23 protein-coding genes are annotated in these 24,226 nt (G+C 69.3%); 15 read left to right on the forward strand and 8 right to left on the reverse strand.

Annotated features, from left to right (window positions below; all coding sequences use genetic code 11):
• Window positions 1-113: 113 nt before the first annotated feature.
• Complete coding sequence (locus ACWEIJ_RS02445; protein WP_449835419.1) at window positions 114-902, forward strand: M23 family metallopeptidase; 789 nt, start codon at window positions 114-116, stop codon at window positions 900-902.
• A gap of 164 nt (window positions 903-1,066) precedes the next feature.
• On the opposite strand, the gene ACWEIJ_RS02450 is transcribed toward ACWEIJ_RS02445, so the two are convergent.
• Entirely contained in the window at window positions 1,067-1,318 is a 252-nt protein-coding gene (locus ACWEIJ_RS02450; RefSeq protein ID WP_449835420.1) for a hypothetical protein, read from the reverse strand.
• Between the two features lie 1,245 nt (window positions 1,319-2,563).
• Between ACWEIJ_RS02450 and ACWEIJ_RS02455 the strand changes: the two genes are divergently transcribed.
• Complete coding sequence (locus ACWEIJ_RS02455) at window positions 2,564-3,562, forward strand: IS481 family transposase (RefSeq protein WP_449835735.1); 999 nt, start codon at window positions 2,564-2,566, stop codon at window positions 3,560-3,562.
• On the opposite strand, the gene pcrA is transcribed toward ACWEIJ_RS02455, so the two are convergent.
• Window positions 3,559-5,871, reverse strand: coding sequence for a DNA helicase PcrA (gene pcrA, locus ACWEIJ_RS02460; protein WP_449835421.1), 2,313 nt, complete (start codon window positions 5,869-5,871; stop codon window positions 3,559-3,561). The genes ACWEIJ_RS02455 and pcrA overlap by 4 nt on opposite strands.
• A gap of 136 nt (window positions 5,872-6,007) precedes the next feature.
• Here pcrA and ACWEIJ_RS02465 point away from each other — a divergent pair, with 136 nt between their 5' ends.
• Window positions 6,008-6,442 (forward strand): chorismate mutase, encoded by a 435-nt coding sequence (locus ACWEIJ_RS02465; RefSeq protein WP_449835422.1) that lies wholly within the window; start codon window positions 6,008-6,010, stop codon window positions 6,440-6,442.
• Window positions 6,443-6,461: 19 nt separating this feature from the next.
• Here ACWEIJ_RS02465 and ACWEIJ_RS02470 read toward each other — a convergent pair whose 3' ends face one another.
• A complete protein-coding gene (locus tag ACWEIJ_RS02470; RefSeq protein ID WP_449835736.1) occupies window positions 6,462-7,514 on the reverse strand; it encodes a histone deacetylase in 1,053 nt (350 codons plus the stop codon).
• Window positions 7,515-7,584: 70 nt separating this feature from the next.
• Between ACWEIJ_RS02470 and ACWEIJ_RS02475 the strand changes: the two genes are divergently transcribed.
• From ACWEIJ_RS02475 to ACWEIJ_RS02500, 6 genes are all read left to right on the forward strand, one after another.
• A complete protein-coding gene (locus ACWEIJ_RS02475) occupies window positions 7,585-7,911 on the forward strand; it encodes a hypothetical protein (RefSeq protein ID WP_449835423.1) in 327 nt (108 codons plus the stop codon).
• 104 nt (window positions 7,912-8,015) lie between these two features.
• Window positions 8,016-8,870, forward strand: a complete 855-nt coding sequence (locus tag ACWEIJ_RS02480) for a hypothetical protein (RefSeq protein WP_449835424.1) — start codon at window positions 8,016-8,018, stop codon at window positions 8,868-8,870.
• 181 nt (window positions 8,871-9,051) lie between these two features.
• Window positions 9,052-9,867: a hypothetical protein gene (locus ACWEIJ_RS02485; RefSeq protein WP_449835425.1), complete on the forward strand. Its 816-nt coding sequence runs from the start codon at window positions 9,052-9,054 to the stop codon at window positions 9,865-9,867.
• A gap of 166 nt (window positions 9,868-10,033) precedes the next feature.
• Window positions 10,034-10,921, forward strand: a complete 888-nt coding sequence (locus ACWEIJ_RS02490; protein WP_449835426.1) for a hypothetical protein — start codon at window positions 10,034-10,036, stop codon at window positions 10,919-10,921.
• A 149-nt stretch (window positions 10,922-11,070) separates the two neighbouring features.
• Window positions 11,071-12,390: a serine/threonine-protein kinase gene (locus ACWEIJ_RS02495; protein WP_449835427.1), complete on the forward strand. Its 1,320-nt coding sequence runs from the start codon at window positions 11,071-11,073 to the stop codon at window positions 12,388-12,390.
• Window positions 12,391-12,508: 118 nt separating this feature from the next.
• Window positions 12,509-14,128: a serine/threonine-protein kinase gene (locus ACWEIJ_RS02500; RefSeq protein WP_449835428.1), complete on the forward strand. Its 1,620-nt coding sequence runs from the start codon at window positions 12,509-12,511 to the stop codon at window positions 14,126-14,128.
• Between the two features lie 4 nt (window positions 14,129-14,132).
• On the opposite strand, the gene ACWEIJ_RS02505 is transcribed toward ACWEIJ_RS02500, so the two are convergent.
• Window positions 14,133-15,035, reverse strand: a complete 903-nt coding sequence (locus ACWEIJ_RS02505) for a LysR family transcriptional regulator (RefSeq protein ID WP_449835429.1) — start codon at window positions 15,033-15,035, stop codon at window positions 14,133-14,135.
• A gap of 82 nt (window positions 15,036-15,117) precedes the next feature.
• Between ACWEIJ_RS02505 and ACWEIJ_RS02510 the strand changes: the two genes are divergently transcribed.
• From ACWEIJ_RS02510 to ACWEIJ_RS02520, 3 genes are all read left to right on the forward strand, one after another.
• Entirely contained in the window at window positions 15,118-16,044 is a 927-nt protein-coding gene (locus ACWEIJ_RS02510) for a DMT family transporter (protein WP_449835430.1), read from the forward strand.
• A 121-nt stretch (window positions 16,045-16,165) separates the two neighbouring features.
• Window positions 16,166-16,585, forward strand: coding sequence for an SsgA family sporulation/cell division regulator (locus tag ACWEIJ_RS02515; RefSeq protein WP_355434502.1), 420 nt, complete (start codon window positions 16,166-16,168; stop codon window positions 16,583-16,585).
• A gap of 174 nt (window positions 16,586-16,759) precedes the next feature.
• Window positions 16,760-18,058 carry a serine/threonine-protein kinase gene (locus ACWEIJ_RS02520; protein ID WP_449835431.1) on the forward strand — a complete coding sequence of 433 codons (1,299 nt, stop codon included), beginning with the start codon at window positions 16,760-16,762 and terminating at the stop codon, window positions 18,056-18,058.
• Here the strand turns inward: ACWEIJ_RS02520 and ACWEIJ_RS02525 are convergent.
• Genes ACWEIJ_RS02525 through ACWEIJ_RS02535 form a run of 3 tightly spaced genes read right to left on the reverse strand, consistent with a single transcriptional unit; the run spans window position 18,042 to window position 20,454 of the window.
• On the reverse strand, window positions 18,042-18,632 hold the full coding sequence (locus tag ACWEIJ_RS02525) for a hypothetical protein (protein WP_449835432.1): 591 nt from the start codon (window positions 18,630-18,632) through the stop codon (window positions 18,042-18,044). The genes ACWEIJ_RS02520 and ACWEIJ_RS02525 overlap by 17 nt on opposite strands.
• A 5-nt stretch (window positions 18,633-18,637) precedes the next feature.
• Window positions 18,638-19,288 carry a response regulator gene (locus ACWEIJ_RS02530; protein ID WP_449835433.1) on the reverse strand — a complete coding sequence of 217 codons (651 nt, stop codon included), beginning with the start codon at window positions 19,286-19,288 and terminating at the stop codon, window positions 18,638-18,640.
• On the reverse strand, window positions 19,285-20,454 hold the full coding sequence (locus tag ACWEIJ_RS02535; RefSeq protein ID WP_449835434.1) for an ATP-binding protein: 1,170 nt from the start codon (window positions 20,452-20,454) through the stop codon (window positions 19,285-19,287). Before ACWEIJ_RS02535 ends, ACWEIJ_RS02530 begins: the two co-directional genes overlap by 4 nt.
• A gap of 132 nt (window positions 20,455-20,586) precedes the next feature.
• Here ACWEIJ_RS02535 and ACWEIJ_RS02540 point away from each other — a divergent pair, with 132 nt between their 5' ends.
• Window positions 20,587-21,756, forward strand: coding sequence for a PspC domain-containing protein (locus ACWEIJ_RS02540; RefSeq protein ID WP_449835435.1), 1,170 nt, complete (start codon window positions 20,587-20,589; stop codon window positions 21,754-21,756).
• Window positions 21,749-21,943 carry a hypothetical protein gene (locus tag ACWEIJ_RS02545; RefSeq protein ID WP_449835436.1) on the forward strand — a complete coding sequence of 65 codons (195 nt, stop codon included), beginning with the start codon at window positions 21,749-21,751 and terminating at the stop codon, window positions 21,941-21,943. Before ACWEIJ_RS02540 ends, ACWEIJ_RS02545 begins: the two co-directional genes overlap by 8 nt.
• 36 nt (window positions 21,944-21,979) lie before the next feature.
• Here the strand turns inward: ACWEIJ_RS02545 and guaA are convergent, their stop codons facing one another.
• Window positions 21,980-23,539 carry a glutamine-hydrolyzing GMP synthase gene (guaA, locus tag ACWEIJ_RS02550; protein ID WP_449835437.1) on the reverse strand — a complete coding sequence of 520 codons (1,560 nt, stop codon included), beginning with the start codon at window positions 23,537-23,539 and terminating at the stop codon, window positions 21,980-21,982.
• A 19-nt stretch (window positions 23,540-23,558) separates the two neighbouring features.
• Between guaA and ACWEIJ_RS02555 the strand changes: the two genes are divergently transcribed.
• Window positions 23,559-24,224, forward strand: a complete 666-nt coding sequence (locus ACWEIJ_RS02555) for an aminoglycoside phosphotransferase family protein (RefSeq protein WP_449835438.1) — start codon at window positions 23,559-23,561, stop codon at window positions 24,222-24,224.
• Window positions 24,225-24,226: the final 2 nt, after the last annotated feature.

The following is a 24,226-nucleotide window of genomic DNA, read 5'->3' on the forward strand; positions in this document are numbered from 1 at the left end:
GTCACGGTCTGATCACAGAAGGACACCGAGTCAGAACCCCGAAATCTGGCTCACCGGGAATCCCCCGCCCGGCAGTCCACCGATCAGGCTCCCCGAAGGCGGAAGGGCAAGCTTTGAGTCACCACCGCTCCCCCGGCGGCCATGAACGCAGTGCTGCGCTCGACGAGGCAGTCGACCGTGCCTCCACGCGCACCATCAGCTCCCACCGGCTCCCCCCGCCACCGTCGGCGCTCCGCGGACGCATCGTCGTCGCCGCCGTCGCAGTAGGCGCTTTCGCCGCAGCAGGCGCGGGCCAGACTCTCCAGGCCGCCGCGAAGGACAGCAAGGACGTCCAGCTCGCGAACCACACCGACGGCGCCGCGGCGTTCACCGGTCAGGGTGGCGACACCGCCTCCGCCCCGCAGATCCTCGCGGTCTCCAAGACCACCTCCGAAGGCTCGGCCGAAGCCCAGAAGCTGCTCCGCAGCCAGCAGCTCACCACCCAGCGCGAGGCCGAAGAGGCCGAGAAGCGCCGCCCGAAGTTCGTCCGCCCCGCCGCCGGTGAGTTCACCTCCGGCTACGGCGGCCGCTGGGGCACCATGCACCTCGGCATCGACATCGCGGGCCCCATCGGCACTCCCATCTACTCCGTCGCCGACGGCGTCGTCATCGAGGCGGGCCCGGCCTCCGGCTTCGGCCTCTGGGTGCGCGTGCAGCACGCCGACGGCTACATCTCCGTCTACGGCCACGTCGACAGCTTCAACGTCCGCGAAGGCCAGCAGGTCAAGGCAGGCGAGCAGATCGCCCGCATGGGCAACCGCGGCTTCTCGACCGGCCCCCACCTGCACTGCGAGATCTGGAACCCGGCCGGCCAGAAGATCAACCCGCTGCCCTGGTTCAACGCCCGCGGCGTCACGATCTGATTCGGCTCTTCCTGAACTACGCCTCAGTAGCTTTCTCGCGGGGTTTCGGCGTTCGGGCGCTGTCCTCCCGCGTGCCGGGTCGGTTTGACGCCTTCTGAGGGCTCAGGAGCGGGCTTGATCGGGGTTCGAGTCTCTCTGCAGCCGGGCAGTGGTCGCGTTGCGGCTTACGGCGGCGTGCTGGGGTCCGGGGTGATGAAGTAGGCCGTTGCCACCCGCCAGACCGAGCACATGTGTCTGCGCCACCGGGGGCCGCAGGCCTTGCAGGCGCCGGTGTCGGTCGGTTCGTGGAGGTTCAGCAGGGTGCGCCAGGCGGCGGTCAGCCTTGCTGAGGATTCGGCTCGGCGGTGCTGGGCTTCCAGGACGCTCAGGGTTGCGAACACGCGTTCGTGCAGCAGCTGGGCCAGTACGTGATCCACTTTTGGTGCTCCCGCGGGGAGTTGGGTCCTCACGCGGTTGATTTTGCTCGGTGGGTCTGACAATTTTCGGCGCTTGCGGCTTGGGGCTGTGCTCCTCGGCCGGGTTGCGCCTGCCGTCGGCTGGGCAAGATCTGGCCTGACCTGGGCTGAGCTGCGGCTCGATCTCGATCTCGATGAGTTGGCCTGAATCAGTGGCCGGAGTCAGTGGCCGAGAAGGTCGGCGAGTTGAAGACCAGCGAGTTGAAGACCGGCTGGTTGAGGCGGTTGTGTGCGGCCGGACCGCTCTCCCGTTCGGTCCGGCCGCACCTCGCCGCGAAGTTCGGCCCCCGCCATCACTTCGCTCCCCTTGTCCGCAGGCTGCTCCCCTTGCCCGGATCGCCCCGAACGGCCCGTGGCTGTGCTGCTTGCGACACCCACATAGACGTACGAGGTTGGGGTTCGTTGCGCTGGTTTTCTGACTTTTTGGGAGATTTCTTCGGGGTGGGTGAACTGGCTGATCAGGCTGGGTTTGGGGGGTGGGCGCGCTGGTCGCGTGGGTCGTCCCCGGTTGCGTTGGCGGGTGCCTGTTGCGAGTTCGCAGGTGGGTGCGGTTGGCACCGTCGGCTTCGGTTTTCTGGCTTTCGGGGCTCCGCCCCGGACCCCGCCAATCTGATCAAGGACCGGCCGGCGCCGTGGGCGGGTTGATGGCACGCCGGTTGGGTTGGGCGGCTTGCGGTTGCTTAGTTGGGTTGCGGTGTGTGGGGTGGTCCCGTCACGAGCCGCACCAGAGGCAGCCACACTCGGGATCCGGGGTCAAGCCGACGAAGAGCGTGTCGGCTTGACCCCGGATCCCGAGCGCGGCAGGGCTTCGCCTACGACTCGTGACGGGACCACCCCACCGGGGCCTTGTGGAAAGACGGCTCGGCTGCGCCATCGCGGATGATCAGGGTGCCGCTGGCCGCGCGGCTTTTCGGCTCGGCTGCGCCATCACAGATTGGCTGGGATGCCGCTGGGGGTGCGGTTCCTCGGCTCGGCCACGCCTTTGCTGGTGTGGGGTGCGCCTGGGGCGCGCGGGCGGACCGCTCGGCTGCGCCGTCGCGGGTGGCTTGGGTGGCCCGCCTGCGCGGGTGGCGGGTGTGGGCTAGATGTACTGACCCGAGACGTTGTGAACGGTCCGACACGTGATCGGATGATCTTGGAATGAGGGAGGGCCTCCGGGTTCGGTGTGGATTGCGACATCTGCACCGGCTAGCCAGGAGGCCCTCGATTACTCACGCTAACGCACCGCTGACCGAGCTGGGCCGGCTGCGCCTGGCCCGGTGTGTCGTGGACGACGGCTGGCCACTGCGGCGAGCCGCGGAGCGGTTCCAGGTCTCTGTGAGCACGGCCAAACGGTGGGCCGACCGCTACCGGGAATTCGGTGAGGCGGGGATGACCGACCGCTCGTCACGTCCGTTGTCGAGCCCGCGCCGGACTCCGACTCGAACCGAACGGCGGATCATTAAGATCCGCCTGGCGCGGCGGTGGGGGCCTGCGAGGATCGCCTACCTGCTCGGGCTGGCGCCCTCGACGGTGCATCGGGTCCTGACCCGCTACCGCCTGGCCCGGCTCAGTCATCTCGACCGTGCCACCGCCCAGCCGGTACGCCGCTACGAACGCGCCACACCCGGCGAGCTCGTCCACGTCGACATCAAGAAACTGGGCAACATCCCCGACGGCGGTGGCCACAAGATCCACGGCAGGACCGTCGGCGGGCACAACAGCTCCGCGCATCGCGACCCCGCCCGGCCCCGCAAGGTCGGCGGCCGCGCGAATCTCGGCTACAGCTACTTGCACAACGCCGTGGACGACCACTCCCGCCTGGCCTACACCGAAATCCTCGCCGACGAGACCAAGGAAACCGCCGTCGCGTTCTGGCAACGAGCACAGATCTTCTTCCACGCCAACGGAATCACCGTCGAGAGGATCCTCACCGACAACGGGGCCTGCTACCGCTCCCTGCTCTGGCGCGACACCCTCGCCGCAGCCGGGATCACCCACAAACGCACCCGCCCCTACCGGCCCCAGACCAACGGCAAGGTCGAACGCTTCAACCGCACCCTGCTCGACGAATGGGCCTACGCCCGCCCCTACCGCACCGAGACCGAACGCCGACAAGCGCTCCCGCGGTGGCTACACACCTACAATCACCACCGCGGTCACACCGCACTCAAAGGCCAGCCACCCGCCAGCCGCGTTCCCAACCTCTCAGGTCAGTACAGCTAGAGCTTGGTCATTGGGACGCTGCCGATCAGCATCAGGCGGACTGTGCCGGAGCCGCCGAAGTCGATGGTGGCGGTGGCTCGCAGGCCTGCGCCGTCCACTGCGACCACTCGGCCCAGGCCGTACTTGTCGTGGGTCACGCGGTCGCCCACTTCCAGCTTCATCGCCGGCGCGTCCTTCCAGCCCGGCTTGCCGGGGGCCGGGCGGGAGAGGCCTCGGGAGGCTATGCCGCCTGAGGCTGAGCGGCCCCAGGTCGTGGCGGCGGCTGGGGCTGCGCGGGACGGTTCCACTCGGCGCCAGTCGAGCAGGTCCTGGGGGATTTCCGAGAGGAAGCGGGAGGCCGGGTTGGCTGAGGGCTGGCCCCAGGCCGAGCGGACCAGGGCCCTGGAGAGGTAGAGGCGGTTCTGGGCTCGGGTGATGCCCACGTAGGCGAGGCGGCGTTCTTCTGCCAGTTCGGCTGGGTCGCCGAGGGCTCGCATGTGCGGGAAGACGCCGTCTTCCCAGCCCGTGCAGAAGACGACCGGGTATTCGAGGCCCTTGGCCGTGTGGATGGTCATCAGGGTGACCACGCCGTCGGAGTCCGCGTCTGGGATCGAGTCGGCGTCGGCCACCAGGGAGACGCGTTCCAGGAAGGCCGGGAGGGACGGGACCGGGTCCGCGCCTTCCGGGAGTTCCAGTTCGGTGAACTCGCGGGCGACGGTGACCAGTTCGTTGAGGTTTTCGATCCTCGTGTGGTCCTGGGGGTCTTCGCTGGCTTCGAGTTCGGCTCGGTAGCCCGTTTTCTCCAGGACGGCTTCGAGGATGTCGGCCACGTCGTCCTCGCGCTCGACCATCTCGCCGAGTTGGTCCATCAGTTCCACGAAGCCCGCGATCGCGTTGCGGGAGCGCGGGTTCAGCATCGGCACGCGGTCGTCGACGGCCTCGCGGAGGGCGGCGGCGAAGCTGATGCGTTCGCGTTCCGCGTAGGCCGAGACGCAGGCTTCCGCTCGGTCGCCGATGCCCCGCTTCGGGACGTTCAGGATTCGGCGGAGCGAGACGGTGTCCTCCGGGTTGGCCAGCGTGCGCAGGTAGGCCAGGGCGTCGCGGACCTCGCGGCGCTCGTAGAAGCGGACGCCGCCGACCACCCGGTACGGGAGGCCGAGGCGGATGAAGATCTCCTCGAAGACGCGCGACTGGTTGTTGGTGCGGTAGAAGACGGCGATCTCGGAGTTGTTGACCTCGCCGCCGTCGACCAGGCGGTCGATCTCGTTGGCGACGAAGGCGGCCTCGTCGTGTTCGTTGTCGGCGACGTAGCCGACGATCTTCTCGCCCTCGCCGAGGTCGGACCACAGGGTCTTGTCGCGGCGGTTGGGGTTGCGGGAGATGACCGCGTTCGCGGCGGTCAGGATGTTCTGGGTGGAGCGGTAGTTCTGCTCCAGCAGGATCGTGGTGGCGTCCGGGTAGTCGCGCTCGAACTCCACGATGTTGCGGATCGTGGCGCCGCGGAAGGCGTAGATGGACTGGTCCGCGTCGCCGACCACGCACAGCTCCGCCGGGGGGATCTCGCCGCCCGCCTTGCCGACGAGCTCGCGCACCAGGGTGTACTGGGCGTGGTTGGTGTCCTGGTACTCGTCGACCAGGACGTGGCGGAAGCGGCGGCGGTAGTGCTCGGCCACGTCCGGGAAGGTCTGCAGGAGCTCGACCGTGCGCATGATGAGGTCGTCGAAGTCGAGCGAGTTCGACTCGCCCAGGCGGCGCTGGTAGACCGTGTAGACCTCGGCCACGCGGCGTTCCAGGTCGTTGGTGGCCTGGGCGGTGGCGGTCTCCGGGTCGACGAGCTCGTTCTTCAGGTTCGAGATGTGCACGGCCAGGGTGCGGGCCGGGTACTTCTTCGGGTCGAGATCGAGGTCGCGCGCGACGAGCGTGATGAGGCGGCGCGTGTCGTCGCTGTCGTAGATCGAGAAGTTCGACGACATGCCCAGGGTCTTCGCCTCGCGGCGCATGACGCGGACGCACATCGAGTGGAACGTCGACACCCACATCGAACGGGCGCGGGCGCCCACCATGTCGGCGACGCGCTCCTTCATCTCCGCGGCGGCCTTGTTCGTGAACGTGATGGCCATGATCTGGCCGGGGTGCACGTCGCGTTCCGCGAGCAGGTACGCGATCCGCCGGGTGAGGACGCGCGTCTTGCCGGAGCCGGCGCCCGCCACCACGAGCAGCGGAGAACCGGCGTGCTCGACGGCACGGCGCTGCGCGGGGTTCAGGTCGTCGAGCAGGTGGCCCGCGCGGGAAACGGGGGGACTTGAGGGCAAGTCGAACAAGGCGCTCATCGTCCATCCACGGTACCGGGCGGCACCGACAAAACCCGTACCGCCCGACCATGTGTTCGATCCGGATGTTCGATCAGGTGCCGTCCCACCTGGTGAGCCCTCTCACCCCGCGGACTTGGCGGCCGGGGCGGATCCTGTGCAACACTGGGTCCGTGCGCGTGACGTTCTTCGAGTTTTTCTACGGGATCCGGACTCCGGCTCCCGTGGTCGTCTAGCGCTCAACAAGCCACCACGAAGCCCCGGAGTCCTCGGACCCCGGGGCTTCGTTCGCTTCCGGGCCAAGGACTCGAAGAGTCGAGAGGTCGTCAAAACGATGGACACCACCACCGAGCCGGACATCAACGAGCTGCGCCAGGAGATCGACCACCTGGACGCCGAGATACTGCGCCTCGTGCAACGCCGCGTCGAGATCTCCAAGATCATCGGCGCTGCCCGCATGGCCGCCGGCGGCACCAAGATCGTGCACAACCGCGAGATCGACGTCCTCAACCGCTACCGGCCGCTCGGCCCGGAGGGCAAGGACCTCGCGCTGATCCTGCTCAAGATGGGCCGCGGCCCGCTCGGCAGGTAGAGGACGCGCCGGCCCGGCGTCACAGCACGCCGGGCCAAAAAGGCCGCAGGGCCGCGCGAACGCGAGCGAAGTCCGCGTCGACGAGCTGGACGTCGTCCGGCACGTAGGCCAGCGGATCTTCGAGCAACGGTTCCGGCAGCCGCAGCAGCCCCTCCACCAGCGCGTGCAGGCACAGCGCGGAGTAACCGCGCAGATAGCCACCCTCCTGCGTGAGCACGACCCGCGGGCCGAACGACGCCACCCGTCGCCCGATCTCGCGGTAACCCGATGCGGTGAGGTTGTGGCGGCCGTTGGGGTCGAACGCGGAACCGTCGAACCCGGACGCGCACACCAGCAGGTCCGGCGCGAACTCGCGCAGCAGCGGGAAGGCGATCTCGTCCAACGCGCGCAGGTACGCCGTGTCGCCCGCGCCCAGTGACAGCTCGATGTTCACGTTCCGGCCGTTGGCACCCACCTCCGACGGTGCACCGGTCTGCGGGTGGTTGGTGCCCCACGAGCCGTGCCGCATGTGCACCGAGATGGTCAGCACGTCCGGACGGTCGTAGAACACCTCCTGCGTGCCGTTGCCGTGGTGCACGTCCCAGTCCAGCACGGCGACCCGCATCCCTTGCCGTCGCGCGGTTTCCGCGACCAGCGCAGCGTTGTTCACGAAGCAGTAGCCGTCCGCCAGGTCCGGCTGCGCGTGGTGGCCGGGCGGACGTACGAGCGCATAGGCCAGTGGCGCCCCGGACTCCAGTGCGGCCAACGAGGTCCCCGCCGCAGCGCACGCCGCACGCCACGTCTCGGGTCCCACGATCGTGTTCACCTCCAGCGCCACACGCGTAGAAACCCGCAACGAGTCGAGGTACTCGGCCGTGTGCACGCGCAGAAGCTCGTCGACGGACGCATGGCGTCCCTCGTGCCACTTCAAGTAAGAGGCCACCGGACCGTGCGTCAGCGCGTGCCGGAACGTTCGCAGCCGCGCGGCGTTCTCCGGGTGCGGTTCGGCCACGTCGAGCCACGGCCAGGAACCCGGCAGCTCCCACAGGCCCTCACCGGCATCGTGCTCAAGGCAGTCGTCGTGCCAGAACATGTCCACCCGAACCGGATATCAGGGCGATCACGGATGGTCCACCGGAAAAATCTGGAGGCACACTGGACACATGGGCATCATCGCCGCACTGATCGCCATCGCAGGCCTGCTCGCCGCCTTGGCGCACGACGCGTACCTGGCCTTGCTCGGTTCGGCCGCGAACAAGAAGGGCCTGGCCGGCGCACCGGTCTCGCAGTTCGTCCGGTCCCGGTGGAGGACCGCCATCCTGACGACCGCGGGCGCGGCGATCGGTCTGTTGATCACCAACGGTGACAGCACCGCCGCCGACGTGATCGGCGCGTTGATCGCGGGCGGCAGCGGTCTGGCCGCCATCAACGGCGTGCAGAAGACGCACAAGCAGCTGAACAGCGGTCAAGCGCAACTTCCGCCGAGGTAGAAACTTCACACAATCGAGTGTCACTCGTCCTGAACGCCCCCTTTTGGTTGGTTCGGTACGTCCGGACGGCCCTACTCTGACTGCGTCGCAGAGGGGTGTCGGGAATGGACGAACTGCCGGGCAAACATCGTGTCGACGACGGTGTCGCGCAGCCGCTGGAGGAGCAGCCGCGCCCCGTCGTCGGGGGTGACCGCATCCCGCTGCCCCGTCGCCGCCAGATCGATCCGCTGCAGGACACCGACGGACTGCGGAAGTTCAACATCGGCCTGGTGCCCGCCTCGGTCACGCCCCCGCGCACGTGGAAGCGCGCGGCCTGGTTCGCCGTCATCTCGTCGGTGCTCGTGCTGGTCGGCCTGAGCGTCGCCGCGGCCAAGCTGGTGAGCGGTGGCGGTGCGGTCGAGACGATCGGCCTGCCCGGCTACCCGTCCGACGTCCCGCTGATCTCCGCGCTGCCCACCGGCGGCACCAGCCCGTCGGCCACGGCCGGCACGAGGCCGTCCGCCGCGAACACCGGCAGGGGCGCTCCCGTGCCGGGTGCGGGGTCCAGCGCACCGGGCACCAGCGGTCCGGGACCGGCCACCGACACCAAGCCGAACGGGTCCACGGCGCCCGTGATCACGACCGTGCCGGTCACCAGGGCCCCGGTCGTCGACGGCACGAAGATCGCCCAGCAGACCGAGCACTTCTACCGCGAGATGGCGACCAACGCCGACACCGCGCTCGCCATGACCACGGACACCGTGCGGTCGAACGCCGGTGCGCTGCTGGAGGGCAGGCTCGCGGACATCTCGCTGATCGAGGTCAAGGAGATCGTCGTCGACCCGAGCAAGGGCCTCACCGTCAGCCTGCTGCAGGTGACGAAGAAGGACGGCTCGGTCAGCACCGAGAAGCGCGAGCTGAGCTTCACGCTGGGCGACCTGCCCTTGATCAACGGCGAGCGGTTGAAGCTCGGCGGCTGAAAAACCCGAAGGTGGCTAAAGGTCACGGCCCGAGTTACCGACCGTAGTAAGTAGCACCATCGAGCGAATCCGAGCACCGCCGAACGCCACGAACGGCTGAAGTCCGTCCAGATGCTGGCGTCATCAAGGGTAGCCACGGTACGTCTTCTGGTGACCACGGACAGTACGGAGGACCAGGCCAGTGCAGCGTCCCGCGACGACCGGGCGGAGGCACACCCGCGCCGGCTCGATCAGCGTGGCAGAGCTGATCAACCAGCAGCCCAGCCCGATGCGCATCCCGTCGAACGAGGAAGCCGCCACCGACGCTCTCGTCACCTCGCTGCTCGGCCCCACCGAGAACATGGCCGCGACCACGGCCGTGATCCCGGTCGTCTCCGGACGCCGCCGTCGCCTGCGGAGGAACCGCCTGGCCAAGGCCGCCGGGCTGCTGACCGGCGCGATCGTGCTGGTCTCCGCCGTCGCGGGCGCCGCGGTCCTGGCCGGCAAGCGCCCGGCGAACACCGGCGTCCCCGCCACCGAACGCCCCATCGCGTTGTCCGGTGCGAGCGCGTTGCGTCCCGACGTCCTGTCGGCCCAGCTGCCGAACGAGAACAAGCCGCGGCAGACCACGGCCGACATCCCGCTGCCCCAGCCGTCCGCGTTGCTGCTGGAGACGCCGGAACCGACCACACCGGAGGTCTCGATCGGCCCTCAGCCGCAGGTGGACGTGGTGAAGCGGTTCTACGAGCTGCTCACCACCAAGCCCGGCTCGGCGGCCAAGCTGCTGTCGCCGGACCTCGTCGGCACGAACCCCAAGGAGTTCGTCGAGTCCTGGTCGATCATCAAGACGGTCAACGTCGACCAGACGTCGGTCCGGCCGGACGGTTCGGTGCTCGCGGTCGTCTCGATGCAGGAGCTGGACGGCAGCTGGCTGCGCATCGAACAGCTCTTCTGGCTCACCGACACGACCCAGCCGCGCATCATCGGCACCGAGGTCCTTTCGGCGCAGAGGAGTTAGGCCGCACCCAACTGGTCTCGCCGTTCGCAGTCGAACGGTGACCGCTCGTCGCGAAAACCTAGTTTTCAACGTGAAAATTCCCCCGAAGGGGTTACATCTCGGGTCACGATTCGGTATCCATGTTCCCGCCAGTGCGCAGCAGCGAACTTGGAAGGGTGAACGAGCGGTGTCGATTGAGGACCATCGTCGGCGGCTGAACGGTTCGGCGGAGTCAACCGGCCAGCTGTCCGTCGCCGAGCTGATCGCCCGCCGCGAGGCGGAAACCGTGGAGATCCCGGTGATCACCGACGACATCACCCCCGAGGCGTTCGAGCCGACCGTCAAGTTCAAGCCGGTCAAGGCACCGGGCAGCAAGCCCAGGAAGCAGCCGATGAAGGAGCTGCACATCACGGAGCTGCTGCGCCGTGAGGGCCGTGCCGACGACACGCAGCGCAGCGGCTTCACCGTCGGCAAGCTGGCCGTCGCCGCCAGCGGTGGCGTGGTCCTCTGCGGTTCGGTGGCCTTCGCCGCCTCCTCGTGGCTGTCCTCGCCGAACGAGCGCCCGCTCGCCGAGGTGCGGTTCGACGAGCGGGCCCAGGCCCGCGGCGCGAGCGCCGGCACCGAGGGCGTCGTGAAGCTGCCGTCGAACAAGACGCAGCAGGACGACACCACCGAGACCACCGACCCGACGACGCAGCAGACCCAGACGCGGGTCGCCCCGTACGTCCAGACCCAGCAGCCGCAGCGCCCGGCGCAGCAGACGCAGCAGCCGACGCAGCAGCCGACCTCCTCCTCCCAGACGCCGTCGGCAAGCACGCCGTCCCCGTCGTCGCAGACGAGCGAGTCGAGCACGCCGCCGTCGAGCAGCACGACGACTCCGCCCCCGCCGCCGCCGGCGAGCACGTCGTCCACCACCGCGCCGAGCAGCAGCACCAAGGCCCCCACCACGCAGAACCCGCTGCCCACGCAGTCCAACCCGGTCGACGTGAGCGTGAACCTCGGCCTGCTCGACCCGGTCCTCAACACCGTCGGTGACACCGTCGGAGGGTTCGACTTCTTCGCCCCCGTGAAGTGACGCACAACCCGGTAGCTCAGCAGCCGCCCACGACAGGGGTACCCTGTGCGGGCATTCCGGACGACCGCTGACTACCGCACGAGGAGCACGAGCGTGGGATCTGCTGCCGCAGCCGCAGTTCCGCTGTGTTGCACCCCAGAGGTGGTCTTGTGACGACGTCCGACACCTCGGACGGCCGTCTGATCGCCGACCGCTACCGCTTCCTCGACCGCATCGGCTCCGGTGCGATGGGCATCGTCTGGCGTGCCCACGACGAACGCCTCGGCCGCGAGGTGGCCATCAAGCAGCTGCTCCTGGCCCCCGGCCTGGACGAGACCGAGCAGGACGAGGCCATCCAGCGCGCCATGCGCGAGGGCCGCATCGCCGCCAAGCTGCACCACCCGAACGCCATCGCCGTGTACGACGTCGTCGAGGAGGACGGCGTCCCGTGCCTGGTCATGGAGTACCTGCCGTCCTACAGCCTCGCCGACGCGCTGGCCGAGGGCGGACCGATGGACCCGATCGAGGTCGCCCACATCGGCGCCCAGTGCGCGGCGGCGCTGGCCGCGGCCCACGCGGCGGGCATCGTGCACCGCGACATCAAGCCCGGCAACGTGCTGATCGCCGAGAACGGCGTCGTCAAGATCACCGACTTCGGCATCTCGCGGGCCTCCGACGACATCACGGTCACCAAGACCGGCCTGATCGCCGGCACGCCCGCGTACCTCGCCCCGGAGATCGCGCGCGGCCAGGACCCGACGGCCGCCTCGGACGTCTACTCGCTCGGTTCGACGCTGTTCGCCGCGATGGAGGGCGAACCGCCCTATGGGGTGAGCGACAACACTCTGGGTGTTCTGCATGCCGTCGCGGCCGGGCGGATCAACCCGCCGACCGTCGACCACCCGCTCGCCGACACGCTGCTGTACCTGCTGAACTACGAGCCGGACGACCGGCCGACGATGTCGCAGGCGCGCGAGCTGCTCAACGCCGTCGCGCACGGCAGGTCGCCGTCGTTCAGCGGGCTGCCGGTACCCGCCGGGCCCGAACCGACGGCGATGATCGAACCCGACCGGACCCGCGTGGTCCGTCCGGTGGCGCGGCCCACGGCGCCTCCCCGCACGGCGCCGCCGATGGTGCCCGCGGGCAGGCAGCAGGACAACCGGCCGTTGGTGATCGCTGCGGTCGTGCTGGCGTTGTTGCTGGTCATCGGTGGTCTGCTGGTCGCGCTGGGCGTGTTCAACAAGGAGCGCGAGGCGCCTTCGGTGCCGCCGGTCTCGTCCTCGGCCGTGGTGCCGACGACGACGCCGACCACTGAGGTGACGACGACCACGCCCCAGGCAACGACAACGCGCGAAACGACGTCTAGCACTACGACGACTACAACTACGACCACCACAACGACGACTACGACGACGACTACGACCACGACGCCGCCGCCGTCGAGCACGACGACGACCACCACGACGACGGCCGTAAAGCAAACGACCTAATCGCCGTTACGTCGTAGAAATCTCGTAAGGTGGGTACCCGCACCGATGGGTGATCTGAACCCAAAGGTGTGATGAGCCGTTGAACAGAGAGCAAGTGACCGCACAGCGGGGAGCAACTGTGACCGACGATGGCCGATTGGTCGCTGGTCGCTACCGATTGAGCCAGCGCATCGGTAGTGGCGCCATGGGCGTCGTCTGGACGGCACACGACGAACGTCTGCACCGCACCGTCGCGGTCAAGCAACTGCTCTTGCAGCCCGGACTCGCCGAAGCCGACACGGACGAGGCGAAGAGACGGGCCATGCGAGAGGGCCGCATCGCGGCGCGGCTTCAGCACCCGCACGCGGTCGCCGTCTACGACGTCGCCGAGGACGACGGCCAGCCGTGGCTCGTGATGGAGTACCTGCCGTCCAAGAGCCTCTCGGCGGTCCTGTCCGAACGCGGCACGCTCCCGCCGCGCGACGTGGCGTCGATCGGCATGCAGGTCGCCTCCGCGCTGGCCGCCGCGCACAACGCGGGCATCGTGCACCGCGACATCAAGCCCGGCAACGTGCTGCTCGGCGACGACGGCACCGTCAAGATCACCGACTTCGGCATCTCCCGCGCGACCGGTGACGTCACCGTCACCGCCACGGGCATGCTCGCCGGCACCCCCGCGTACCTCGCTCCCGAGGTGGCCAAGGGCTACGACCCGGGTTCGCCGTCCGACGTGTTCTCCCTGGGTTCGACGCTGTACGCCGCGATCGAGGGCGAACCGCCGTTCGGGCTGAGCGAGAACACCATCGCGCTGCTGCACAAGGTCGCCTCCGGCAAGGTCAACCCGCCGCGCAACGCCGGCCCGCTGACCGCGCTGCTGATGCGTCTGCTGCGCGCGGAGCCGGAAGACCGCCCGACGATGGCCGAGGCCCGCGACGCCCTCGCCGCCGTGGCGAACGGCCAGGCAGCCGCCTTCACGCCGGCCGTCGTCGCCCCGACGCACCCGCCGTCGTGGCGCGGAGCCCCGGTCCAGCAGCAACCGCAGCAGCAGGCCGCCACCCGCGCCCTCACGCCGCAGCAGCCGCCGCCTCCGGCCGCCACCCGCGTGGACGTGCACACGCCGCCACGGCCCGTGCCGACGCAGCAGCCGCCGTCGAACCACCGTCCGGCCGCGGCACCCCAGTACTCGCAGCGCCCGAGGCCCACCTCGCTGTCCTCGGTGGCGAAGAGCAAGAAGTCGACCATCTTCACCGCGCTCGCCATCGTGGCGGCGGCGGTGATCGGCATCATGTTCGCCAGCATCATCTCCAACAACAAGGACAACGGCGGCTCCAGCAACAACGCGGGCGGCAACACCCAGACCCAGCAGACGTCGGAGAGCACCAAGCCGTCGACGTCCTCCAAGTCAGCGGGCAAGGCCGGCCAGTGGACCGACACGCCGACCGACGACGACAAGCGCGCCCTGCTGGAGGACTACTTCCAGACGGCGCCCGGCAAGCCGGACGAGGCGTGGCAGATGGGCAACGCCGCGTTCCAGGGCCAGTACCCCGGCGGGTACGACGGGTTCAAGAGCTTCTGGAGCGGCGTCAAGCAGGTCAACGTCACCAACGTCGAGGAACGGCAGCCCTACTACTTCGTGGTCTCGTTGGACGTCACGAAGAAGGACGGGACGAAGTCGTCGATCCAGCGTCAGGTCTCGCTGGAGTGGCGTTCACCGAACTTCCTGCTGAGCTACGACAAGCCGCTCGGCAACGGGGCGTAGCGGGTCAGCTGGCCAGCGCGGCTTTCTCCAGGGCTTCCGCCAGAGCCACCACGGCGGGGTTCCACGCGGCCTCTTCGCGGTAGACGACGTGGATGTGCCGCACCGGCTCAGGATTGCGGACCTTGCGCAGCACCACGCCGGGGTGCGCGTAGTTCAGGCCGAGCCGCGGGATGAGCGTGACGCCGAGCCCGGCCACCACGAAACCCTGCGCGGTCGCGTAGTCATCGCTTTCCACGGCGATCTTCGGGGCGAACCCGGCACCCGCGCACGCGTTCGACACCAGGTCCCTGCACGGCCACGTGGACCCGCAGTCCGCGCTGATCCACGGCTCGTCGGCCAGCTCGGCCAGGTCGATCACGCGCTTGCGGGACAGCGCGTGGCCGCGGGGCAGGACGGCGAAGAACGGGTCGGCGAGCAGGTGGCGCGCGACCACGCCCTCGGGGGCGGGCTCGTTCGGCTCCAGGACGGTGATGGCGACATCGGCCCGGCCCGCGGCGAGCTCCTCGAACGGGTCGGTGGGCTCGCTGAGCTTCAGGTCGAGCTCCACACCGGGGCGTTCGGCGCGGAAGGCGGCCACGGCGGGCGGCACCAGTGCGGCACCTGCCGTGGCGAAGTAGCGGACGCGCAGCGTGCCTGCGCAGCCGTTGCGCAACGCGCTCAGGGCGCTCTCGGTCTCGGCGAGCTGCTCGGAGAGGCGGCCGGCGTGCTCGGTGAGGAGCCGGCCCGCCGCCGTGGGGCGGACGCCGCGGCCCACCCGCTCCAGCAGCGGCAGACCCGCCTGTTTCTCCAGGCCGGCCACCTGCTGGGAGACGGCGGACGGGGTGTAGCCGAGGTTCGTCGCGGCCGCGGTGATGGAACCCGTGGTCACGACCGCCCTGAGCACCTGCATGCGTCGCACGTCCAGCATGCGTCAATCTTACAGCCCTACTTAAAGGTTATGCACAACAATTAAATTGTATTTACGGGTTCGGGCGCGCATCGTTGGACGTGTGAACCAGCGCGGAACGTTGATCAGGATGGGCGTGCTCGCCCTGCTGTGGGGATCCAGCTTCCTCTGGATGAAGCTCGCACTCGGGAGCCTCGCGCCCCTGCAGATCTCGCTCGTGCGGACGTTCTTCGGAGCGGTCGTGCTGTTCGTCGTGCTCGCCACGGCGAAGATGACGCTGCCCCGCGACCGCAGAACCTGGGGCCACATGCTGTTCGTGGCGGCGTTCGGCAGCGCCATCCCGTTCACGCTCTTCGCGATCGGCGGTCAGACGGTCGACTCTGGCGTCTCCGGTGTGCTCAACTCCACGACGCCGCTGTTCGCGCTGACCATCGGGCTCTTCCTGGGCACCGAGAAGCTGAGCAACGTCGTTCGCATGCTCGGCCTCGGGCTCGGCTTCGCGGGCGTGCTGCTGATCTTCGCGCCGTGGCAGCAGGCCAACAGCATCGCGAGCTGGGGTGCGGTGCTCTGCCTCGCGGGCGCCGCGAGCTACGCCGTCGGCTACACCTACGCGGGCCGCCACCTGGTCAACACCGGCGCGACCTCGACTCAGCTCGCCGCCATGCAGCTGACCACCGCGATGGGACTGCTCGTGCTCGCGCTGCCGTTCGGTGGCCTGCAGCCGCTGCACCTGCACTGGATCGGCGTCGTCGCCGTGACGGTCCTCGGCGTCTTCGGCACCGGCGCCGCGTTCATCCTCAACTACCGCGTCATCGCGGACGAGGGTGCCACCACGGCGACTACGGTCGGTTACCTGTTGCCGGTGGTCTCGGTACTCCTCGGAGCGATCTTCCTCGGCGAGCAGCTCAACGCGAGGGTCGTGGCGGGCATGCTCGTCGTGCTCATGGGCGTCGCGCTGACCCGCAGGCAGCCGGTCGCGGCAGGTCAGAACGTCTCACCAAACGAGACACGCGACCTGGTCAAACGCTGAACGGTGAGACGCACGTCTCCCCCAATAGGATGGTTCCGAGACGAACCGCGTCCTTATCCCGCCGGTTAGCCGTCTCCTCTTTGTGAGCGGACATGGAGACCAGCCTGGGAAGGACATCGACATGAACAACGAGAACCTGAAGGTCACCACTCGGACGACTTTTCAGCTGCTGGCCCCCGGCGCGGCTCCAGCGCCGGTCGAGGCCGAGCTGGTGTACGACCCGGAGGACCCGTACGCGGTGGCCATCGTGTTCCACACGGGCACCGGCCGCGTCGAGTGGATGTTCGCCCGCGACCTGCTGGCCGACGGTCTGCTGACCCCGTCCGGTGAGGGCGACATCCTGGTCCGCCCCGCGTCCGACGACCCCGAGCGCGTCCTGGTCGAGCTGAACGCGCCGACCGGCTTCGCCATCCTCAGCGCGGTCGCCGAGGACGTGGCGGCGTTCCTGGACAGCTCCTACGACGTCGTGCAGCCGGGCGAGGAGGACCTGTGGATCGACTTCGACCGCGAGCTGCAGAAGCTGGTCTCGACGATCGACTAGTTCTCGTGTCCTGAGGTGGTCTGACGGGCGCGGGAGACCACCAGCGGTGTTCGGCGGCGTGGGCAGCGACGCCGAGACACGGTCCCCACTGGTAGGCATGATGTGAACGATTCGCACCAACCCGTGACGGTGATCCCGGGGATGCGCGTCCGGGTGATTGATTAGTCTCGTGGTGTGACAACCACCATCGGGGGCCGCTACACGCTGCTGGAGCGCATCGGCAGCGGGGCGATGGGGGTGGTCTGGCGGGCTCGGGACGAGGTGCTGGCACGCGAGGTCGCGGTCAAGCAGCTCATCACGGGTGACCACCAGCGGGCGATGCGCGAGGCGCGCAACGCCGCCCGGCTGCACCACCCGCACGCGATCGCGGTGTTCGACGTCGTCGGCAACAACGACGAAGAGCCGTGGATCGTCATGGAGTACCTGCCGTCCCAGAGCCTTTCGGAGCTGATCGCCCAGAACGGGCCGCTCAAGCCCTCCCAGGCGGCGAACATCGGGGCCAAGGTCGCCTCGGCGCTGGCCGCGGCGCACGCGGCGGGCATCGTCCACCGCGACATCAAGCCCGGCAATGTCCTGATCGGCCACGACGGCACGGTCAAGATCACCGACTTCGGCATCTCCAAGGCCAACGGCGACGGCACCATGACCGACACCGGCGTGATCTCGGGCACCCCGGCGTACCTCGCTCCCGAGGTGGCGCGCGGCGAGCAGCCCGGCGAGGCGTCCGACGTGTTCTCGCTCGGCGCCACGATCTACACGGCCGTCGAGGGCGAGTCGGTCTTCGGGCCGAGCGACAACAGCTTCGGCCTCATCTACCGCGCGGCCAGCGGCCAGCTCAGGGACCCGAAGAGCGCCGGTGAGCTCACCCCGTTGCTGACGCGGCTGCTCGCGGTGGACGCGAAGGAGCGGCCGAGCGCGCAGGAGGCCGCGGACCTGCTGGCCGCCGAACCGCAGCCGTCCCAGCCGTTGCCGGTGCCGGCACCGCGCGGGCTCAAGGCGCCGAAGCGCCGGATCCTGGTGCTCGTCTCGATCATCGGGCTGCTGGCCGTCGGCGGTGGCGCGGCCGCGGCGTACCTGAACCGCAGCGATCCCGGTGGCAACTACGCGCCGACCAGCCAGAACAACATCCCCGCCGGCGAGAAGGCGCGCTACTTCACGGCGGAGGAAGCCCTCGCGTTCGTCCTGCAGCACTACGCCGATCTGCCGGGCAACCCCACGGCGGCGTGGAACCACTTCGCGGACCGGGCGAGGGAACCGCTGGCCGACTTCCAGAAGCGGTGGAAGATCTACACCTCCGTGCGGTGCCTCCAGACGCCGGACAAGCCCGTCCGCTCGGACGGCCCCAACTGGGTCGTCACCGTGGACCTGTCCCTCGTCACGGACCTGGGCAAGCAGCGGAACATCACGGTCGAGGTCGCGATCGCCGCGGTCAACAACGAGATGAAGATCGTCAGCCTCAAAGAGATTGGGTGAGCAGCCAGAAGCTGCCGCCACCCACGAGCACGCCCATCGCCGTCCCGGCCAGCACCTGCGCCGTCGTGTGGTCACCCAGCTCGACCCGCGACCACGCCACCAGGGCCGCCGGCAGCGCGATCAGCAGCATCCACGGCCCGTGGACGATCGCCATGGTCACCACGGCGGCCCACGCCACCCCGGCGTGCAAGGAGATCTTCCACTTCAGCCCGAACGTGATCGCCATGCTCACGATCAACGAGGCGAACATGCTGCCCGCCAAGGCCAGCATGCTGCGCGGCGCATCCCCAAGGACCATGATCACCGTGCCGGCCGCGAGCGACGCACCGGCCGTGACGAGCGGAACGAGGCGCCCCTCGCGGTTAGTGACGTGGTGGCCGTCCCACTTGCCTTTGCGCGCGCCGCGGACGATGACGGCCATCGGGATGACGGACGCCGTCAAGGCGACCACGAACCCCCACAGCAACGTCTTCCACAGACCTTCGGAAGCAGCGGCCACCGCGAACGGCAGCAGGATCACCCAGACCCACGGCGCGAGCACCTCGGTGGCGCCGCGGGCGACCTTCTCGATCAAATCACTCAGACCAGTCTGCGATCAGTGGCCCAGCGGGAGAGCTCGTACCGGTTGGAGAGCTGGGTCTTCCGCAGGACGCTCGACACGTGCGTCTCCACCGTCTTGACGCTGATGAACAGCTCGGACGCGATCTCCTTGTAAGCGTAGCCGCGGGCCAGCAGCCGCAGGACGTCGCGTTCGCGCGGGGTCAGCAGGTCGAGCTCGGGGTCGCTGATCGGCGCCGCGCCCGGCCGGTCGGCGAACGCGTCCAGCACGAACCCGGCCAGCCGCGGCGAGAACACCGCGTCGCCCTCGCTGACCCGCACGACGGCCTTGACCAGCTCCTGGCTGGAGATGGTCTTCGTGACGTAGCCGCGGGCACCGGCGCGGATGACGTTGATGACGTCCTCGGCCGCGTCCGACACCGACAGCGCGAGGAACGTGACCTCGGGGATCTTGGTCCGGATCTGCCGCAGCACCTCGGCGCCACCGCCGTCGGGCATGTGCACGTCGAGCAGCACCACGTCCGGCTTGTGGTGCGCGATCCCCGCCACCGCCTCACCGACGCTGCCCGCCTCGCCGACCACCTCCACCTCGTCGGTGATGTTGTCGAGCTCGGCCCGCACCCCCGCGCGGAACAACGCGTGGTCGTCCACCAGGAACACCCTCACGCTCACGTCCTGGCCTCCGTCTTCCTCGGCATCTCCAGCTGCACCTCGGTCCCCTCACCCGGCGCGGTCCGCAACCGCACCTGACCGCCGTGCCGGTCCATCCTCCCCCGGATGCTGCCCGCCAGGCCATGCCGGTCCTCCGGAACGGTGTCCGGGTCGAAGCCCTTGCCGCGGTCGCGCACGAACACCGTCACCTTGTCCGGTTCGATCTCCGCGTACACGCTGACCTCGCCGACGCCCGCGTGCTTGGCGGCGTTGACCATCGCCTCCTTCGACGCCTGGATCAGCGCGAACATCCCGTCCTCCAGCTCGCAGTCGCCGACCACGACCTGGGAGACGGCGATCGCGAACTGGTCCTCCACCTCCGCGCACGTCTGGGCGATGGCGACGCTCATGGTCGCCGGCTGCTCGCCCACCTCACGGCCGTAGAGCCAGCTGCGCAGCTCGCGTTCCTGGCTGCGGGCCAGGCGCTTCACCTCGCGCGGCGACTCGGACTGCTTCTGGATCAGGGCAAGCGTTTGCAGCACGGAGTCGTGCAGGTGGGCGGCGATCTCCGCGCGTTCCTCGGTGCGGATGCGCGCGCGGCGTTCCGCGTCGAGATCACGCACGAGCCGCATCCACAGCGGCACGGTCAGGACCGCGACACCGATCAACGTGGCGAGCACGGACAGCACGACGGTCGAGAGGTTCTGGATGGAGTCGTTCGCGACGAGGAAGGCGGCGACACCCGCCAGCACCAGCGCCCCTCCCGCCACCGTCCGCACGATCCCCGTCTTCCCCTGCCCCAGCGCCCCGTCTTTCCACCGACGCCGCTGCGCCTCGTCCGCCTCGCGCCACACGACCGCGGCGCCCACGAGCGCCACGGCGATCGGACCGGTGATCCAGCCACTCGCCGTGCCACCGATCAGCCCGGTGAACACCGCGACACCGATGCCGAGAGCGGCGAGACCGACGGCCTGCTGCCACTCCTTGCGGTCCTTGTCGGTCTCCGGCTCGGCCACGGTCGACTGCGGGACGAACATCCACAGCAAGGCGTAGGCGACGATCCCGATCCCGCTCAGCGCGGCGAGCCCGGCGAAGACCGCGCGCACCCAGAAGACGGGTGCGCCGAGGTGGTCCGCCAGTCCGCTCGCGACGCCCGCGACCACCCGACCGGTGCGTCGACGGCGCATCGGCTCAATCCGTGCACTCACCGTCAGATCGTCACACGTCCCGGGCTGTTGTTCATCAGGGATGACCCCGGTTCCGCGAATCAGGGCTGGTCCCTGATGTGGTTCCAGGCGTGACAGCGCAACCTTGTCACCGTGAGCGGGACTGAGAAGGCAATGCAGGGCGTGGCGGACACGCTCAGGGAGTTCTGGGCCCACCGTCCGGTGCGGCCCCGCGCAGGACGCAAGCTCGGCGGCGTCGCCACCGGGATCGCCCTGCGCTTCCAGATCGACCCGGTGATCGTGCGGATCGCGTTCGTGGCGCTCGCGTTGTCGGGCGGCGTGGGCGTGCCGCTGTACCTCGCGGGCTGGCTGCTGCTGCCCGAGGAGGGCGACCAGGTCGCGCCACTGGAGTCGCTGATCAACAAGGGTTACAGCTCGATGTCCCAGACGCGGACGGTGGTGCTGGGCCTGCTGATGTTCCCCGCGCTCGCGCTGACGTTCGACAACGGCGGGTTCCAGGTCGTCGTGACGCTGGCCGCCGCGGTCGCGGCCATCTACCTGCTGCAGAAGAACCGCGGCCACCTGGCGCCCGCCACGCTGGCCGAGCCCGCGCCGGTGCCTCCGGTGCCGGGCGCGCCTGCCTGGGACCCGCTCGGCGCCGCCCCGTTCGCGTGGGACCTGCCGGAACCGACGCCGAAGCCGCAACCGCCGGCTCCCCGGCCGCGCAGGCCGCGCATCGGCCTGATGACCCTGGGCGTGACGTCGCTCGTGATCGCCGGTTCCGCGATCGCCTGGAACTGGCTGCCGTGGCTCACGGTTCCGCACGTGCTCGGCCTGCTGGTCGCGGTGCTGTCGGCGGGGCTGCTGGTCGGTGCGTTCACCGGTGGCGGGCGCGGCCTGATCTGGCTGCTGGTCCCGCTGTCCGCGGTGGGCTTCGCGATGACGACGTTCAAGTTCGACGGCCCGACCAACTTCGCTGACCTCAAGCCGACGCCGAAGACCGTTGCCGAGGTGAACGACAGGTACGCGGTCGGCGTCGGCAGCGTGCACCTCGACCTGCGGGAGCTCCCGGACTCCGGTTCGGTGAAGACCTCGCTGGAGGCGAACCTCGGCGAGCTGATCGTGCACGTGCCGAAGAACGCCGACGTGACGTTCCGCTGCGAGGCCTCGTCCGTCGGCGAGCTCAACTGCCTCGGCAAGAGGGCGGACGGCGGTTCCGTGCAGGTCGACGGCACCGACCTCGGTGACAACGGCGAGGGTGGCTTGAAGATCGACCTGGACGTTCGGACGAACGTCGGAGAGGTGAAGGTGCTCCGTGACTGAGCCGGTGATGCGCAGGCGGATCGACCCGCTGGGGCTGATGTTCGGGATCGGCGGTGGCCTGATGGCCGCGTACATCCTCAGCAACGGGACGTTCTGGTTCGACCTCCGGTGGGCGCTGGGAGGAACGGCCATCGTGGTCGGGCTGGTGCTGCTGACCAACTCCCTGAAGCGGAAGTCCCGGCAATGAGAAAGGCCCCCGGTCGCCGGGGGCCTTTCTGCTACGTCATTCCCACTCGATGGTGCCTGGCGGCTTGGACGTCACGTCCAGCACCACGCGGTTGACCTCGGCCACCTCGTTGGTGATCCGGGTCGAGATCCGCTCCAGCACCTCGTACGGCAGGCGCGTCCAGTCCGCCGTCATCGCGTCCTCGGACGACACCGGGCGCAGCACGATCGGGTGGCCGTAGGTGCGGCCGTCGCCCTGCACACCGACGCTGCGGACGTCCGCCAGCAGCACGACGGGGCACTGCCAGATCTGCCGGTCGAGACCGGCGGCAGTGAGCTCCTCGCGCGCGATGGCGTCGGCCTGGCGCAGCGTGTCGAGGCGGTCCTGGGTGACCTCGCCGATGATCCGGATGCCGAGGCCGGGGCCGGGGAACGGCTGGCGCTGCACGATCGTCTCCGGCAGGCCCAGCTCGGTGCCGACGCGGCGGACCTCGTCCTTGAACAGCGCGCGCAGCGGCTCGACCAGCTCGAACTGCAGGTCGTCCGGCAGGCCGCCGACGTTGTGGTGCGACTTGATGTTCGCGGTGCCCGCGCCGCCGCCGGACTCGACGACGTCCGGGTAGAGCGTGCCCTGCACCAGGAAGCGGTAGTCGCCCTCGGCCTTGAGGTCGCGCTCGGCCTGCTCGAACACGCGGATGAACTCGCGGCCGATGATCTTGCGCTTCTCCTCCGGGTCCGTGACGCCGGCGAGTGCGTTGAGGAAGCGTTCGCGGGCGTCGACGGTCACCAGGTTGATGCCCGTGGCCGCCACGTAGTCGCGCTCGACCTGGGCGCGCTCACCGGAGCGCAGCAGGCCGTGGTCGACGAACACGCACGTGAGGCGCTCACCGATGGCCTTCTGGACCAGCGCGGCGGCCACGGCGGAGTCGACGCCGCCGGAGAGACCGCAGATGGCCTTGCCGTCACCGATCTGCTCGCGGATCCGGGCGACCTGCTCGTCCACGATGGACGACGTCGTCCACTGCGGACGGATGCCCGCGATGTCGTGCAGGAACCGGCGCAGCACCTCCTGGCCGTGCGGCGAGTGGTGCACCTCCGGGTGGTACTGCACGCCGGCGAAGCGGCGCTCGGTGTCCTCGAACGCGGCGACCGGGGCGCCCTCGCTGGTCGCGGTGACCGTGAAGCCCTCCGGCGCCTTGGTGACGGCGTCGCCGTGGCTCATCCACACCGGGTGGCTCGCGGGGAGCTCCTGGTGCAGCGCGCCACCCTCGGTCGGCACGCTCAGGTCCGTGCGGCCGTACTCGCGGGTGCCGGTCTGTTCAACTGCGCCACCGAGCGCGCGCGCCATGGCCTGGAAGCCGTAGCAGATGCCGAAGACCGGCACGCCGGTCTCGAACAGCTTCGGGTCGACCTGCGGCGCGCCCTCCTCGTAGACGCTCGACGGGCCACCGGACAGCACGATGGCCAGCGGGTTCTTGTCCAGGATCTCGCTCACCGTCGCGGTGTGCGGGACCACCTCGGAGTAGACCTGGGCCTCGCGCACGCGGCGGGCGATCAGCTGCGCGTACTGGGCGCCGAAGTCGACGACGAGAACAGGGCGGTTGCTGGTGTCGGACACGCCGCCAAGGATGTCATGCGTGGACGGGGAGCTGCTGACCGGTGGCGGGCTGAACCAGGTGTTCAGGGTGGGTGACGCGGTGCGCAGACCGGCCGGGCCGTGGGCGCCTCGGGTGCACGATTTGTTGCGCCACTTGGCTCCTCTGGGGATCGCGCCGGTCCCGCTCGGACTCGACGGGTCGCACGAACTGCTCAGCTATCTGCCCGGTGACGTTGGCCACGTGTTTCCGGACGACGACGAGTCGCTGGTCGCGTCGGCTCTGCTGCTGCGCAGGCTGCACGACGCGACGGAGGGGTACGGCGAGCTCGACGGGTGGCAGTTCCCCGCCAGGGAGCCCGTCGAGGTGGTGCTCCACGGCGACTTCGCGCCGTACAACACCGTCTACCGGGACGGCCTGCCGGTCGGCGTGTTCGACTTCGACACGGCTCATCCCGGTCCGCGCTGGTGGGACGTCAGCTGGGCGATCATCCAGTTCGTGTTCGGCCTGCCCCACGAGCGCAAACGGCGTGCGCTGCTGTTCTGCGAGGCTTACGGGTGCGGCTACGAAGACGAACACGTCCTCATGCGGCTGGACGACATGATCAGGACCATTCGCGAGCATCCGGCGTTCGTTCGGCAACGTGCGGAACGGCACGACGACTACTACGTGGGACTCACCCAGTACGTGCAGGCCAATAGGGCCTAACG

Source organism: Lentzea sp. NPDC004789, assembly GCF_053601075.1.